This window comes from Mucilaginibacter gossypii, assembly GCF_900100945.1.
Classification (GTDB): domain Bacteria; phylum Bacteroidota; class Bacteroidia; order Sphingobacteriales; family Sphingobacteriaceae; genus Mucilaginibacter; species Mucilaginibacter gossypii.
Genome location: NZ_FNCG01000001.1, coordinates 698,217 through 715,182, shown reverse-complemented (window position 1 = coordinate 715,182; position 16,966 = coordinate 698,217). Strand labels below are relative to the sequence as shown.

The following is a 16,966-nucleotide window of genomic DNA, read 5'->3' as shown; positions in this document are numbered from 1 at the left end:
ATCATTGAAAGAATATTGTTAATAATGTTTTACTCAGAATGATGAAGGCCTGCAAAGTATATTTCCTCATAAAAGTCGTACCGGTTAAACCCAAAATAGGCTCCGTCATATTGCAGGGTATGTACTATCCCGTTCGTAGGTTTGATATCAGATGACGAAACCTTATTACCGAAAACCACGTTTTGCGCATTATTAATGTCATAGATATAACTGATTATCAATGTACGCGGACCAATGTATTTGATGTTGTTCGCGTCGTCATATATCACACCAATATTCACCACATCGCCGCTGTATGAATAATAAAGCGCTCCGGGATACTGATTTTGCAGGTTAAAATCTATTTGCGGATAATCTTTAAGCCGGTTGATCCCCTTGAACATATACCGTTGCAGATATTTTTTCCATATGGCAGAGTCGATGTCCGACAGCTTTTTCACGGTATCACGACCGGCCTCGTACAAAAATTGATTTAAAGAGCCCCTGGTTTTGTAGTCACCTATGGTTCTTTTTATAACATCATCGTCTGGTGCAAAAAAGGTAAAATCACTTTTGCGGAATGTTTCTTCCATACCAGCCAGTTTTACGATCTGGGCAATGGTATCAAACGGTACTGCTTTATCCTGCAGGTATTGAAGCATATCGGCAGGGTAATCAGCCTTAGCTTTACCTCCGTCTTTATAATACTCATCGCGTTTACAGCCGGTAAGCACCAGTAAAAACCCGGCAAAAACAATAATTATATTTTTCATATTTCTTATCATTACTTTTTAGGAATAGGTTAATTACCTCCGTTAACCCAATACATATTTAATGTCATGAAGGGGTTATTGGCCAGGGCGTTATTGCTGATTGGCCATGTCCAGGCACCACGGTTAAATTTGTCCAGCGTCAATACGTTATATGACCATTCACTGTTCATAATTCTGCGGGTACGTACCAGGTCAAAGTAATGGTGCCCCTCGCCCATCAGTTCCCGCGATCTCTCCAGGAAAATAAAATCCTTAAGGTCTTGGCCCCCGCCTCCGGTATAGCGCGAAGCTTCTGCCCGGTCCCTTACTTTATTCAGCAAAGCAATAGCCTGATCGTCCTGACCGAGTTCCGCCAGCGCTTCTGCACAGAGCAGTATTTCACCTGCGTACCTGAATATCATAAAGGTGTTGTCAGGATTGGCGTCCTCCTCCCCGGTTGCAAATGAATTTTGAGCAAATTTCAGCATCATGAACTTTCCGTTATCGGCGTAGATGTCTGAGTTAAACCAGATTGTAGCGCGCTTGTCAGCCGTACCTGAGTATAGTTTTTGCATATACTCGGCCCTGAAATAGGCAAAGCTTATACGGTGCGTATATTCCGGCCTTTTATATGGATAATGCAGAAACATATCGCCAATAGGGGCAACATTGGTGTTCTGATCGCCATAGTTTATACTGCGATAAAACTCAAACAAACTCTCGTCCGACCGGCCTTTGATAACCGTGGCCCATTCATTGATGGGTAACAGCCTGTAAGCATTGCTCTTAATCAATTCCTGCCCAAGGTCTGCAGTCTCCTGGTAGTACTTGGTTGCATTGGGTTTGTCGAAACCGGCATTCCACATGTTCATGTTCATGATAAGCGCGATAACGCTGCCCCTGCTTGCACGTACCCCTTTTAAAGCAGGATCAGAATAAGTCCAAGGCAAACCGTCCTTATATTTTTTAAGGTCGGCGATGTTTTTGTTTAAAACAGATACCATGTTTTCGCGCGGTAAAGCTGTTGAATGGTAAGCATCGGTATAATAAGGTACGTCGCCATAAAGCCTTACCATAAAGAAGTATGCAAGCCCGCGTATAAAAGCCGCTTCGCCCTCAAACTGCTTTTTTTCGCTGTCTGATACGCCGGGCACGCCTGCTTCCAGTTTCGAGATGAGGATGTTGGCACTTTGTATTACCTGGTAATAGCCTGTCCAGTCGGTAATGCGATAAAAGTTGTAAAAATTCCAGGGCGGATTGCCGTTGATAAGCCCAAGCAGGTCATTCCGGCCTAATACCTCTACATATGCACGTGCGGGCCCATTATCTGCCTGAGGTTCAGATAAAACCTCTCCCGAACGATATTCGCCCGTAGCACCAATAAAATGCGTCTCGTTGATCTTGCCAAAAAATGTTCTTGACATATCATAAATATTGGCCACCACATCATCTTTCGATTGGTAAAAATTATTCCCTGTTAGTTTATCAATGGGTTGTACGTTCAGAAACTTTTTACAGGCTGGTAAACACAAGCTTGCTGCCGCTGCTAAAATGTATATAACACTTTTTTTCATGATCTTGAGTTTTATTTACTTGTATTGAGTTCAATATTTAAACCTAAATTATATGTGCGCGGTACCGGGTACCCACTTGATATATCCCGGCCCAGAGAAGTTACGTTTTCGGGGTTGGGGCCATTATATCCCGAAAATGTGACCAGGTTATTGGTTGAGAAATAAACCCTAACGTTATTGAACCCGAACCTTCGTACAAACTTTTTGTCGAACATGTAGGATAGTGTAACCGTGTTGATCTTTAGGTATGAACCTTCTTCCTGCCACAAATTTTGATCGGAACGAAGTGGCCTGATCTGATTGAACCTCGAAAACGAATAGGGATTAGGATACTTGGATTGATCACCCGGTTTTCGCCATATATCCAGATCGTCCAATGGAACTGCTGCCAGCAGGGCGTAAGGATCTCTCATGATCGACAACCTGTCTGATAACGCGTTATTTAATATTGTTCTCTTGGCGGTATAGGAGGCATAAATATTTAATCCAAAATTTTTGTAGTTGATATTTGTCGATATACCACCGGTAATTAAAGGTTGTGAGTTACCGGTTATTTCATAATCCCGGTCATCGAGGATGTAATCGCCGTTAACATCTTTAAACCTCGGGTCGCCGCCTTTAAAGGCAAGCCCGCTGGTTTGGTATTTTTTACCGGTTACAGGGTCTACCGGTACATCACCATCGGTTGAATAAACACCCTGGTTAACCAGCAGGTAATTTGACAATGTATTTTTACCTACCCTGAAAACAATGTGCTGATAGTTATTATAATCAAATTTGATGTATTGTCCGTTGTATTCGGCGGGTAACCTCAATAGGTAATCGCGGTTAATAGCGCCATTGAATGATACCGTCCAGTTAAAATCCTTGCCGGTTAAAGGCCTTAACGTTAGCATCAGCTCATACCCATAATCGGCAATGGATACGTCATTGCTGGATTTTTTCTGAAAACCTGTACTATTAGGTAAAAATCGGTCAAAAAGTAAGTTATCAACCTTTTTGTAATAAGTGTCAAAAGTCAGGTCGACTTTACCCTGCAAAATCGTCATGTCAAACCCAAGGTTGTACTGCGTAGTGGTAGTAGGCTTTAATGCCGGGTTAGGCACAAATTCATAATTAATACCAATGGTTGGATTATTGTTGAAATTGCCATTAAGGTTATACAAGCCATAAATGCTTTGCAAACTGCCAGTTGGTACGATATTTTGACCCCAAGTTAACCTTAAACCTCCTGAAGTGAGCCAATCCCAATTTTTAAACCAGTTTTCCTTGTAGTAATTCCACCTGAAACCGGCTGCAGGATTTTTGGAATACGGATTCTCTAAGCCATTTGAGGATGTACCATCTAAGCGGTATGATAACTCCAGTACATACTTCTTTTTATAATCGTAGTTAAAGGAGCCTGCAAATGAGGCGATGGTTGCATTTTTAAAGTTCGACAATACACCTCCGCCTCTTGAGTTATATGGGTCCGACCCTACTGGCCCCTGCAATTGATCATTAGGTATACGGTTTTGCCTGATGATACCGCTTTGGCCACCTTGTTTATATATTTCATTAAACGTATTAATGAATATCGTATGGTCGGCGCTGAATGTTTTGGCATAAGTAAGTGCATTACGGTTATATAATGTGAAATTACGGCCCTCATAATCATATACCTGCGCAAACTGAGCATTTGCAGCTGCGGGAGTGAAGGTTGATTCTGCATCTGAGGTATAATCATAACTGATGCTTGAGGATAGTGCCAGCCCCGGTATAAACTCATAACGACCATCAATATTGGTACGGATATTTCTTGTGCTGTTACTGTTTTGGGTTTGTAAAGCAGATGTTACGCCATCTGGTGAGAGATAAAATGAAGGAGGCGGCAGCAGTGTAGATGCCTGACCGTTCGAGGCCACTCCTTGTTGCAGTAAGCCCACACCATTGCCCTTAGCCTGGCTTCCCAACGAGCCGAACAATGAACCAAAGAACCTGAATTTATCATTTGGCTTAAACTCCATGTTCATATTCAGGTTATACCTGTCGAAACCGGTGTTTTTGATCACGCCTTTTTCCGAATAAAGCCCCATGTTCACTTTGTAGTTAAAACGGTCGTTGCCTCCGTCTAAGGCTACGTTATGGCTTTGGTTATGCGTTGTACCATAAAAAATAGACTGCCAGTTTGTTGAGTTGTTCCAATATGCGTTCAAACTATCAGCCAGGAACCCGGTTTGCCCTAATTTCCTTAACTCATCAATAATTGTTGCATTGGATAATATCTGCTGAATTTTTGCCCGGCGTTCGGAATTACCACCCAGTGTTGCACGCAGCTGTGGGACGGCGTTAACGAAGAAGTTGCCGGTATACCTTACCCGGGGTACTTTAGAATTTCCACGCTTGGTAGTTATGATGATTACGCCATAAGCCCCCCTTGATCCATACATGGAAGTTGCCTGCGCATCCTTCATGATCTGTATGCTTTGGATATCCTCTATCGGGATCAATGATAACGGGCTTACCCCCGGCCCCTGCGTTTGAAAACCAAATTCAGCAGCCTTATCCGCATCTAAAGGTACCCCATCAATAATATACAGGGGGGATGTAGGTTGCAAGAACGATTCACTACCGCTACCGGATACACTCAGGGCTGATAAACCACGCACCTGAACGGAACCCCTGAAACCTGGAGCACCAGTATTGTTCTGAACGTTTAAACCAGCTACTTTTCCCTGTAGCAGGTTTTCGACGTTTGATGCCGGCACATCCTGGATGTCCTTTTGGGTTAAGGTAACCGCAGCGCCTGGTGATGATTCTTTATTCCTGTTTTGGTAGGCCACAATAATTACTTCATTAAGGCCCTTTTTGTCTTCAGTCAGCGTTACAGTTATGTTTTTTTGGCCGGGCTCAAGTTTTACTTTTTCCGTAACAAAACCTACAAACGTAAAAGTAAGTGTGCTGTTAGCCGGTACAGAAACGGTAAACTTTCCCTTATAATCAGTTTGTGTCAGGCCTTTACTGCCCATATATATATTTACACCGGGTAAAATTTTATTGGTAGCTTTTTCAACCACCGTACCGGTAACCGTTATATTTTGTGCTTGTGCATGAACATCTGCGCAGAATAAGATCGTGCAAACAGCAAGCACTATATAAAATAGTATGTGTTTTCTCATGGTGATAAGTTTTAATTCGGTTATTCGTCTTCAAACTTTGGATTGTCCTTCAAAAAATGGAACACTATCTCCCAGTCGCCTTTTTTGTATATAGCGAAATCTATCCCGAAGCTTGCCACTACCCTACTGCCGCCAAAACCAATTCGCGAATATTTAAATTCGGCATGGTCCCTGGTTCCTCCGGGAGCATATACAGTTGGTATTTCAACTAAAGGAATAGGATATGCAACATCGTATTGTACATATGTTGTAGTTTTTTGCATGTTGAAGCCATGCACTATTTTATCCCAGGTAGTTTCGTTAAACAGGGCCGGATTCATCTCTACTGAGTCTTTGTTCAGAAACTTAAACCTTAACGAATTTCCCGTACCGCCGGTAAACGGGCGGATATAAACCACCACATCCTTTTTATCGTCATTACTCTGCAGCGGGATGTCGGTTACCTGGCCTATTACCCCGTTTAAAAATGGCCTGATGTAGTTTCGGCTGGCCGGATTATATGGCGTTTTGGGATGAGGCGCAGGCATGCCGGAGTAAATGTTAAAGTCATCAGAAGGCTCATAAGGACGCTCGCGGAATGGGCGTACCTGCAGGTCGCGAATTATAGTACTGCCACCCGTGTTGGTTATTTTTATGTCAAAATAGCGCGTATCCTGCGGAAAATTGGTACTATCAGACGGCCTGGGCTTGATCAGCTCATTATTGGAAGAAGCCCACATAATGAACTCGCCCGACGAGCGCACTTCAAATAAAGGGTGATCTTCCAGCTTGCGTTTTGCCTCTATCTCGGCCAGGCTCTTTTCAAGCCCGTTGTAGGGCGCTGTCCATACATATGTTGGCCTTTTTTGAAAAAGATCTGTTACAGGCTTACCGTCACCAAAACGCGCGTTGATGATCTCAAACTTTAATGGCTGGGTTGAGTTATCTCCATTAAACCCGCCCATTAAAGTGGTTCGGCCTAAAATCGGTTCAAAAACTTTATTGCTGTAGTTTACATTCGAACTCAGATAATCTTTTTCATCGGGAATGCCATACATCTTCTTGCAACTACTGAGCGCGACTGCAGCAAATAGTAGAGCTACAGATCCCATTTTTATGAATGTTTGCATCTCTTTTCGTTTTTTTAATGTATTGATATTTTGATCTTCCATGCCTTATTTTACTTTATTGATGGTCCATTCGGCCAGTTGGAAAAGGCCCCCGTCACGCAGCTCGGAAATATCCACCCGGTAGAATTTATAAGCGGTGGCGTTAGGGCACCTGAAAACTTTGGTCTGGTATCGTTCTTCGAAGAAGAAGTTACTCCGGCGATCTAATTCCGTCCAGGTTTTGCCGTCATTTGAGCCTTCATAAGTCCAGGCCCTGGGGTCTCGTTCAGGTGCATCATTGGCAGATGTGAGCGTATACACCCCTGATACGGCAGGCTCATTTAGCTCAAACTGCATCCATAACCGTCCCTGAAGTTCGGCCAGGAACTTGGTATGATCGTCGCCGTCAATTACTTTTTTAGAGCCTTCGCCATTATCCGGACCGCCATTGTTATCTCTCAAAACGGTAAGCTTGCCACCTATCAGGGTCATCAGGTTTGGCGGTGGCGGAACAAAGGTTAATCGGGATACAAATTCATCAAAACCGAAAATGTGATCGGGACTTACCACATGAACAATACCATTTTTGGTGCTGATATTATTGGAGCCGGTGGTAGTGGTTGACCAGTTTCTGATAAACTTGCTGCGTTTGGTATTGCTAAACTCAATAAGATCCGGGCCGCCACCGGTAAGGCCGGAAGCTGATATTTTGGAAACCTTGCCATGCATAGGATATCCGAAACGTACGCTGAAAAGATCAAGCCCGTCCTGCAGCAGCAGGGAATCAGTTGTACGTTTACCCCTGATAATATAATATGAAACCATGGTGTCCAACTGCACGCCATCAATTTTTGCCAAAAACAGCGGATCTTTGTCGCTTTGCCTTCTTAATGTATTCAGGTTATTAATTGCCAGCTGAAAACTTGGATTAGTAACCGCAAAAAGGGTAACATTGCTGTCCATGAGCGTTTGCTGCAGTCCCATCCGGTTGACTACCGCCAGTAATGAATCATATACACCGGGCTTGCTTTTTAAATACTCATAAGTATTACCCGCAAATTTTGAGTTGGTGCCTGTAGCGTCATGGTAGCCGCCATCCTTTTTGCAGGCAGTTTGCAACAGGGCTGCAATCAACACCGGCGTTAAGGCACTCATATATTTTTTTAACTTTTTCATATATGGTCAGTTTATTTCCAGAATGGGTTTTGGGTTAACAGATTGTTTTGAGCGATGAGCTTACGCGAAACAGGCCAGTATATCCCCTGCGAATTGATGAGTTTCATGAATGCCGGGTTGTTTTGCTTGATTTTATTATAGCGTACCAGGTCATACCAGCGATGTCCCTCTCCCATCAATTCGCGATGGCGCTCCTTAAATATCAAATCAATAATGTCCTGGTCGCTGTCTATCGTAAGATCTCCCATCCCCCGGCGGGTCATGATATTAAAAACTTCATTTTCGGCCCCGTTCACATCCCCTAAAACAGCCAATGCCTCGGCCCGGAGTAATACGATATCCTCTATCCTTGTAAAGATCAAAGCACTGGTGAAGTATCGGAAGTTAGGATCAGAAACGCCCCCCAGTATCACTTTTATTTTGCTAAAAATGGGGTACTTGCCATTGATATTGGTGAAGTACCTTTCGGTACGGGGCTGACCAAGCGTATCTATACTAAAGCGCTCATCCTTTGGCAAGTCAAATATTTTCAGGATAGTATCTTTAGGCATGTAGATATCCGGCACTTTTTTATTCACCACGGGTTCGGCCAGGGTTAACTCTTCCAGGTGGCCTGTTACCGACCCGTCAATATGCCCCCAGTCAGAGTTAAAACCAAACATCTGGCTGGTGTTTTTATTGAAAAAGAACCCGTTTGATTTGGTCAGATCTTCAGTGCTTTGAAAATTGATGCCGCTTTTACCATAATTATCTTCAACAAACTTGGTATAGGTAGCTACATCGGTATAATTACCTTGCCAGGCCGCCAAATGAGCCAGGACCGCATAAGCTGAGTTCTTTGTAGCTAAAGCACCTCCCCAGCGGGTAGCATCTTCATTATAGTAATTGCCGGGCTGCTGCACATCGTTGTTACTGTATACAAATGGCAGATCAGCTGCGGCTTTAAGCATTTCCTGCTGCGCCCATACTAATATTTTGCTGCCGCTTTCGCGGGGCTGATTTTCAAACTTGCCATCGTGGGATGAGGTAATGAATGGTACATCTCCCCAAATCCTTACCATATAGAAATAGGTAAAGGCCCTTAAAAAACGTACCTGGGCAACATCAACTATCAAATAGTTTTCTGTATAGCGCTTATCGGCGGCTTTTACATCGCCAATACGTTCAAGGAAAATATTCGCAGCATTAATTATGGCGTAAAATCTCGTCCAGTCGCTCAAGGCGTCAACAGTTGGGTATGAGGCGTTGAGCTGATTACTTGCAATTGCTTTCAGGTCCTGCCGGTTCGGACTAATAAATTCGCCTGTACGTACATCGCCATAAAGCCAGTGACCATCGTTGTCAGATAAGGCTGCACGGGTAAGTGCATACACTCCTAATAAGCCCGCACGTGCATCTTCAAGCTTATTCCACATGTTTTTTTCGCCCACAACCCTTGTTGAATCAATATCCAGGGTTTTATTACAGCTTGTTATTGCCGCAGTAAACAGGGCCAGGACGATACATAATGTCTTTTTCATTTTTACAACATGATTTTTGTGATCGTTTTTCATATCATAATTCCATTTTTACACCCAGGGTATATGTTCGTGGTATAGGCAGGCCGTAACCGGTATCATAGCCATCATAATTCACCAATTCAGGATCCTGACCGGTATAAGGGGTTATAGTAAACACATTATTTGCGGTGGCATATACATAAAACCTGGTTAGCTTGATTTTCTTTAAGCGCATTGCTTTGGTTAGGTCATACCCAATGGAAACGGTTCTTAATTTCAGGAATGAAGCATTTTCAAGAAAAAGGTCCTGATCAACGCGATATGGGATAACAGTACTCCATGGGTTATACAGTGGGTATTTGCTATAGTCTCCGCGTTTTTCCCAAAATGTGATCTCTTTAACAGAGTTTACATCGCTGTTACCTTCCCGGTTAATAAAATCAAACCGGTTGGCCATTTCCTGGTGTATAAGGTCGCGCCCCAGGTTGAAATAGAGATTGACATTTAAATTCCAGTTGCCGTATCTGAAATTATTATCATAACCACCTGAAATTTTTGGTAAAGAATGTCCCTTTAATACCTTATCGTTATTATCGATTACATTGTCGCCATTGATATCACGCCATCTGGGATCGCCGGCATGCAGGGCGATGCCATTGTACTTAAGTGGCTGCCCATTTACAACGGGTACTTCGCTTTCCGCTTTATAAATGCCATCATTTACCAGTAACCAATACTGATCAACCGGGCTCCCTACCTTTAAAAGCCTGTTATCAATAATGATCTGATTTAAGCCCCTTGGCAATGCTTTGAGCTTATTGACATTATGATTTAGATTCAATGAAGATGTCCATCCAAATTTTGTGTTCCGGATGATATTGGCAGATACAGATACATCTATACCGGTATTGTTTACAGCCATACCGCTCTCAATTGACTGCTTATACCCATACTCCGCAAAAGCGGGAATACCTATCAGCAAATTCTTTTCCTGTTTCAGGTACCAATCAACCGAAAGGTGCAAACGATTATTAAGAAAACCGGCATCTGTGCCTATATTAAGCTGATTAGAATATGACCATGGTATGCCATAACCAATCCAACCGGTAGAGTAAGGCCTGGTAAGCACACCAAAAGCGTTATAGCCAGGTACGGTTAAGTTACCTGTATACCCTACCGATGCTGTATACTGAGGCCCCTGCGCATAGTTGTCAAAGGCATTAAGACGGCCGATCCTCCCTGCGCTTGCACGCAAAATAAGGTCGTTTATAATAGTGCTATTATCTAATACCTCCTTCTTAATGTTCCAGGCTGCAGATAATACCGGCGAATAGAACCACCGGCTGGTAGGCTGAGCATTTGACGATCCATCAGCACGTACCGTTGCGGACAGAAAGTATTTTTCTTTGAATGAATAATCCGTTTTTGCATAAAACGAAACCAGGTTATGCTTGATCTTATCCAGAAAACGATAGGTCAATTCGCGGGGGAAGGCTGTTGAATTGAGATAGTTAGGGTTATCAGACCCGTCCGGGTTTTTCGGGTTTGAATCCAGGAGGTTTATCTTAATATAGTCATTCACTCCTTTGTATGCATAGGCGTTGCTGTACTTATAAATGTCCCATTGCGTTGATTGCCCCAGTTCAAAATGGAAATCGTTCACTTTATTTACTGTCAGATCATAGGTTGCCCTGTTATCAGCCATTATCCTTTGGCTAAAGCCAAAATAATTGGAAGCATAGCTGTTGCCCTGCAAAAGCGTGCGCGCATAAAACACATCGCGGTAGCCTTCATTATAATCTAAATTGAAGGTGGTTACGAATTTAAATTTTCCGAGATCGATACCTATTTTGGCATAGCCGTCAACAATATTTGTTTTGTTGTTATCGAAGCCTTTTTTGTACTGCGCCAGGTAGTCGGCATAAAATTCTTTGTTTGGTGGTAGCGGGGCGCTGAGATCTGGGAAATAGTTGATTTGGGCAAATCTGTCGCGGAGATACCTGTTTCGTTGCCGCTCAATCCGGTTGGCATTTACCATAGCCGAAAAAAGTAGCCATTTGATAGGTTTCATATTAATGTTGAACATAGCGCTATATCGGTTTAGCACTGTTCCATCAGCAACACCATTATTCTTCAGATCCCCCAATGAGAAACGGAAGTTAGCACGATCTGTGCCCCCGGAAATTCCAAAATTAATACCATAAACTGCAGCATTACGATAGTAAAGATCGCTCCAGTCTGATTTCCCGCTATAAACATTGTTTAATGAATCGCTCAGGTAGATGGGATAGTTCTCATCATCAGAGTATCTGCCATTGGTAGTATAAAGGTCGTAAAAACGCTGTCTGAAAGCATTTTCATACTTACCGTTTATAGTGGTTACATGCGGCCGCTGTGCCAAACCTATATACGAATCAAAGGTGATGCTTTTAGCGGCAATAGGGGTTTTAGAGGTTAAAACGATAACACCATTAACAGCACGAGGCCCATAAACCGCCGTGGCCGACAGATCTTTTAACACTTCAACCGAGGCTATATTATTCATATCAATACCAGCAAATGGGTTGGTGGCTGTTCCCATCCTGTTATAGTTATATAGCTGTATATCATATGCAAATGGGTGTTCTGTTACAAGCGGAATACCATCCAGTACAACCAGTGGCTGCGATTGGTAAACATCCCTTGGAGAAAGAAGCGGCATGGGCGCCCCTCTCATAAACATATTTTGAACGGTACCGGGTTCGCCCGAAGGTTCCTGTATATACAGCCCTGCAAATTGCCCTTTTAACAATTGCTGCAGGGAAACAGCCGGGAATTTGGATAGATCATAAGGCTTTTTGGTAACACTATCTGCCAGCTTATTATAAAGGGTATGCTTTATAATAATATTCATGCTGTCTTTTAATAATGAATCTTTTGCCGTTGTATCCCGACGGACGTAAGGCTTACTATAAAAAGGACGTTTTACTTTGCTTTTTCTGCCCTCATTCCCCTTAGCTAAGCCTGTAAGTGCATTTGTGGCAATTGCTGCGAAAACCACAAAGCACAGCCATAAGTATCGCATAATGAATGGATCTTTTAGATTGTAAAATAATTTTTGATTTAACGGGCCATGTGCTTTTATGCCTGCAAACGAGTTATGCAGATGACATGCACCTTTAGATTAAGTAGAATGTAATTCTTTTTCCATAGCGCTGATTTACAAGCGAAAAGAACAGAAATCAAAAATAACCGGCAGGAATATTTTTGATAGCGGCGCATAGCTATACACCCCCAGGTTTGCCATCAAAAATGACCATACCCAAGCGTTCTTTTCACTTTTGGTGATTAGGTTAATTAATAAAATTCTTGATACCTAAAATCTCAGCAAGAGATTTTTCCGAAGGATCAACCCCGTCAGATGATAGGCTTCTGAAAGATGAGGTACAGGTAAATAATGTTTTTCATGTCAGTGATATTGGTTAATTTAATAATTACATAAATCTCAAAACAAGCAGTTCAGGTAGCTTAAACGATTAAGTAATAAAGTATTTTTCACAATTGGTTTTAACAAATATAATTAAGAAAAACGTTTTACCAAGTAATATCAAAAAAATAATAAACTTTTATTATTTCAAGTAGCAACAATCGATCTCCATTGAAAAAATGACAAAAAAATCAACAAAAACTTTAGGTTTTTTCACAAAATATCAATAGTGCAGCCAGTAAAATCCTGATAAAATGTTAAAAAATCATGTTCCAACCAATTAAAATCAGCCATAAAATGTAAGAATTACATTTTTAGTTAAGTACTGCAACCTGCACTTCATATTCTTGCCCCGGCAATAGGTCTTTTCCGTTCTTTGTTTTCGATATTGCTTGCTCACTTTCTGCGAATTAAGTCCATCGGTTATAACTGCACACCGCTTCCCGGCGTGACCATCATTCACCTTTGGAAATATCAAAATGCGGGGATATTAGGCCGGACAGACGGACATCCACCGGTAAACCAATCATGTATATATTAAGATTGAAAAATTTATAGCCGCCGGAATAGCATACCGAAAAATTAAATAAAAACCGGGCAAAGATAAAATTATTGTAATGGGGTTATATCATCTTATTTTGTTACTCTTGGGCCCGAAGGCAAAAAATACAACCAGCCAAAACCGATTAGGAAAAGAATTGATGAGGCGATAAAAGATGGGAAGGCTATATCTGTATTTTTTTCTAACGCGTTATTTAGCGCGGTGTACAATAGCCATACCTGGATACTCACATTTAATATCAGGATCATGATCAATGCCAGCATGAGTGTGTTGGTTTTATTAGGATGTGCCTGATTTTGGGCTTCGCGGAAATTACTCATAACTTAATTATAATGTTTGTAAAGGCTAATGACCTTATGATCTGGATTGACGATTCGGATCCGGTTTGTCGTTATCGGGTTTAAAATCTTTGACGTATACTTCTTCCCCTTTAATCACTACAGTTAAACGGGGTAACGGTCGGGGCGGTGGGCCGGCAAGCACTTCGCCGGTAAAAGCGTCGAACAAGCCATTATGACAAGGACATTCAATTTTTCCGCTGCCGGGTTTATAAAAAACCGCGCAGGATAAATGGGTACATTTTTGTTCATAAGCCCTAAACTCATCATTCTCCATGCGAATAAGAATATAAGGAATAGTACTGCCATTGATCACAAACGAGCGGGTCCCTCCTACCGGAAGTTCGTGCTTCTTACAAACAAAGTGTTCACCCACGATTTTATCCGGCGGAAAAAAATTAGCTTTTATGGCAACATACCCGCTTCCAACGGCCAACCCACCAGATACGAGGCATAAAAATTTTGCAAAATCACGTCGGCTTACCTGGGTAGATTCAAGCTGATAGACCGGAAAATCTTCTTTCCAGTGATTATCCTTTTTATCTGTGGCCATAAATAATGTCAGTCTATAATTAATGAAGTACTTCCTTTGGGCATCATGATGTTTACTTTGGTGCTCACACTTTCTTTTCCGAAAATAAAATTGTTAACAGGCGTGCTATTCGGGCGCATCTTTGCAATTTCTTCCCTTGTACCATAATACAGTGCCTGTGTTGGGCAAACGGTGGCACACATCGGTTTTTTGCCCGCGCTGGTTCTGTCGTAACACATATTACATTTCATCATCAGGTCATAGGCCTCATCTTTTTTAGGGACGCCGAAAGGGCATGCCATTACGCAGTTTGAACAGCCTATACACCGTGCTGTATTGGCAGTGTGTACTACGCCAAACTCATCTTTCGTTATAGCATCTGCCGGACAAACGTTAGCGCAAACAGGATCGTCACAATGCATACAAACCTGCACGGTGGTTTGTACGGTAACGGCGCGATCAATATAATTGACATGGATCATAGATTCGTGGCCGTTTGTTTCACACTCTGAACAAGCCATTTCACAGGCTTTGCATCCAATACATCTTTGCATATCTACAAAGAATTCCTGTTCTGTTCTGTAATTGGTTACGGGCATATCTTATAATTTCGGGTTACAATTTATTAAATACTCGCATACGCGCCTGACGCCGTTGACGGCGGCGATATAACGCCCAAAGGCTTCAGGTTACAGGCGCAAACTTTAAACTCCGGGATTTTTGATACCGGATCAAGCGTTGCCGGTGTAAACTGATTTGCCGACTTTTTGCCAGGCCAATGGTAAGGCAAAAAAACAGTGTCGGTGCGGATAGTCTCTACAATATTGGCAGGAAACTCATCTGTACCTCGACGGGTAGATACCTGCACCAGTTCATTTTGTTTAATTCCATATTTCCGGGCAAGTTCCGGGTGTATTTCTAATTTGGGTTCAGGATACAAATCAACCAGTTTACCTATCCTGCGGGTTTGTGTTCCGCTCAGGTATTGTGATACAACCCTGCCGGTTGTTAATATTACCGGGTATTCTTCATCTGTAATTTCACCGGGATCCCGGTAAGTCACCGGGTTAAAGTGGGCTTTACCGTCGGGAGTCGCAAATTTTTTATCTTCCCATAAGCGCGGCGTACCCGGATGATCCAAAGTAGGGCAAGGCCAGAAAACGCCCATTGTGTCTTCAATTTTTTGGTAAGTAATACCATAATAATCCGCAGTGCCGCCTTTTGAAGCAACCCTTAACTCATTGAATAACTCTTCGCTGTTACGATAAGTGAATTTATCTTCGGCACCAAGTCTTTTTGCCAATTCCAATATGATGGATGTATCGCTGCGTGCATGTCCCGGCGGGTTCACGGCTTTGCGGATCCGAACTACACGGCCTTCGGCGGTAGTAACCGTTCCTTCCTCTTCTTCCTGTAATGATCCGGCCAGAATAATATCAGCATGACGGGCGGTTTCATTCATAAAAAAATCAATACAAACATAAAACTCGAGTTTCTCCAGTGCTTCGCGCACATAATTATTATTAGGCAGAGAAACCAACGGATTAAAACAAATGGATAGCAGCCCTTTTACTTCACCCCGGTGAATGGCCTCAATAAGTTCATAGGCGGTGTAACCTTTGCCGGGCATATCTTTTTCATCAATTCCCCAAACCCCGGCTATATACTTTCGGTGTTCAGGATTGGTAATATCACGATTTCCCGGCAGCTGATCACATTTGTGGCCATGCTCTCTCCCCCCCTGTCCGTTTCCCTGGCCTGTAATAGTACCATAGCCGCAATATGGCTTACCAATACGGCCGGTTGCCAGGACAATATTGATACAGCCAAGCACATTATCTACACCTTTTGAATGATGTTCAATACCTCTGGCGTGTAACAAAAAGCTTGTTTTTGCTTTGCCCCACCATTGTGCTGCCAGTTCAATTTTCGCTTTTTCAATACCGGTAATTTCTTCGGCCCATTCCAGCGTGTAATCCTTAACAGCTGCCAATGCCTTATCAAAATCTGTGGTATGGTTGTCAATAAAATCATGATCGAGCATATCATGATCGGCCAGGTATTTAAGTATTGCGCCGTACAAAGCGGAGTCGGTTCCGGGCCTGACCGGTAAATGCAGATCGGCGGTCCTGGCCAGTGGAATAACCCTGGGGTCAACCACGATTAATTTTGCCCCATGGTCCCGCGCACGCCAAACCCAGTGTGTTAAAGTCGGAAAGGTTTCGCTGATGTTAGCGCCCGCTACAATAATCACTTCCGCCTTCTCCAGGTCGGCATACGTATTTGAGGTGCGGTCGAGTCCGAAAGCTTTTTTATTGCCGGCTCCCGCGCTAACCATACATAAACGACCATTATAATCTAAATTGGCGGTTTTCAATGCTACCCGCGCAAACTTGCCCATCAGGTAGCTTTTTTCATTGGTAAGCGAAACTCCCGACAGCACAGAAAAAGCGTTCTTTCCGTATTTTTCCTGTATCCGTTTTATTTCGGCCACGGTTTTATCCATCGCTTCATCCCACGAAACCGGAGTAAAGCCTACGCCTTCCTTGCGTTGTAAGGGCTGTAAAATCCTGTCTGGATGATTGTTCTGCATATATCGTTGTACGCCTTTTGGGCATAAACGTCCCTGGTTAAAAGGAAACTCCTCCCAGGGGTCAAATCCAACAACTTTATCATTTTTAACCAGTAGCTTTATACCACACTGCATTCCGCAGAAACAGCAATGCGTTTTTACCGCTTTATCCGGCTCATCACGGCCGGCAAAACCTTCGCGGGGAGGATAATTCAAATGCGGGCCAAACTGTTCTATTAGCTTTTCGGGCGAAACTGGTAAATGGGCCAT

11 protein-coding genes are annotated in these 16,966 nt (G+C 42.8%); all 11 read right to left on the bottom strand.

Annotated features, from left to right (window positions below):
• Window positions 1–29 precede the first annotated feature (29 nt).
• Window positions 30–752: a fasciclin domain-containing protein gene (locus BLS28_RS03010; RefSeq protein WP_091162801.1), complete on the bottom strand. Its 723-nt coding sequence runs from the start codon at window positions 750–752 to the stop codon at window positions 30–32.
• A 29-nt stretch (window positions 753–781) separates the two neighbouring features.
• Window positions 782–2,305 carry a RagB/SusD family nutrient uptake outer membrane protein gene (locus BLS28_RS03005; protein ID WP_091162800.1) on the bottom strand — a complete coding sequence of 508 codons (1,524 nt, stop codon included), beginning with the start codon at window positions 2,303–2,305 and terminating at the stop codon, window positions 782–784.
• An 11-nt stretch (window positions 2,306–2,316) separates the two neighbouring features.
• The gene (locus tag BLS28_RS03000) at window positions 2,317–5,463 is read right to left on the bottom strand and encodes a SusC/RagA family TonB-linked outer membrane protein (protein ID WP_091162799.1); all 3,147 of its coding nucleotides are present in this window, start codon (window positions 5,461–5,463) and stop codon (window positions 2,317–2,319) included.
• A 20-nt stretch (window positions 5,464–5,483) separates the two neighbouring features.
• Window positions 5,484–6,572 (bottom strand): DUF5007 domain-containing protein, encoded by a 1,089-nt coding sequence (locus tag BLS28_RS02995; protein WP_223266251.1) that lies wholly within the window; start codon window positions 6,570–6,572, stop codon window positions 5,484–5,486.
• Window positions 6,573–6,617: 45 nt separating this feature from the next.
• Window positions 6,618–7,727 carry a discoidin domain-containing protein gene (locus BLS28_RS02990; RefSeq protein ID WP_091162798.1) on the bottom strand — a complete coding sequence of 370 codons (1,110 nt, stop codon included), beginning with the start codon at window positions 7,725–7,727 and terminating at the stop codon, window positions 6,618–6,620.
• A gap of 11 nt (window positions 7,728–7,738) precedes the next feature.
• The gene (locus BLS28_RS02985) at window positions 7,739–9,247 is read right to left on the bottom strand and encodes a RagB/SusD family nutrient uptake outer membrane protein (RefSeq protein ID WP_091162934.1); all 1,509 of its coding nucleotides are present in this window, start codon (window positions 9,245–9,247) and stop codon (window positions 7,739–7,741) included.
• A 34-nt stretch (window positions 9,248–9,281) separates the two neighbouring features.
• A complete protein-coding gene (locus tag BLS28_RS02980; RefSeq protein WP_223266250.1) occupies window positions 9,282–12,290 on the bottom strand; it encodes a SusC/RagA family TonB-linked outer membrane protein in 3,009 nt (1,002 codons plus the stop codon).
• A 1,035-nt stretch (window positions 12,291–13,325) separates the two neighbouring features.
• Window positions 13,326–13,574, bottom strand: coding sequence for a DUF6755 family protein (locus BLS28_RS02975; RefSeq protein WP_090527418.1), 249 nt, complete (start codon window positions 13,572–13,574; stop codon window positions 13,326–13,328).
• Window positions 13,575–13,608: 34 nt separating this feature from the next.
• Window positions 13,609–14,145 carry a Rieske (2Fe-2S) protein gene (locus tag BLS28_RS02970; protein WP_090527415.1) on the bottom strand — a complete coding sequence of 179 codons (537 nt, stop codon included), beginning with the start codon at window positions 14,143–14,145 and terminating at the stop codon, window positions 13,609–13,611.
• An 8-nt stretch (window positions 14,146–14,153) separates the two neighbouring features.
• Window positions 14,154–14,645 (bottom strand): 4Fe-4S dicluster domain-containing protein, encoded by a 492-nt coding sequence (locus BLS28_RS02965; protein WP_354437211.1) that lies wholly within the window; start codon window positions 14,643–14,645, stop codon window positions 14,154–14,156.
• A gap of 104 nt (window positions 14,646–14,749) precedes the next feature.
• Complete coding sequence (locus BLS28_RS02960; protein ID WP_091162797.1) at window positions 14,750–16,966, bottom strand: molybdopterin oxidoreductase family protein; 2,217 nt, start codon at window positions 16,964–16,966, stop codon at window positions 14,750–14,752.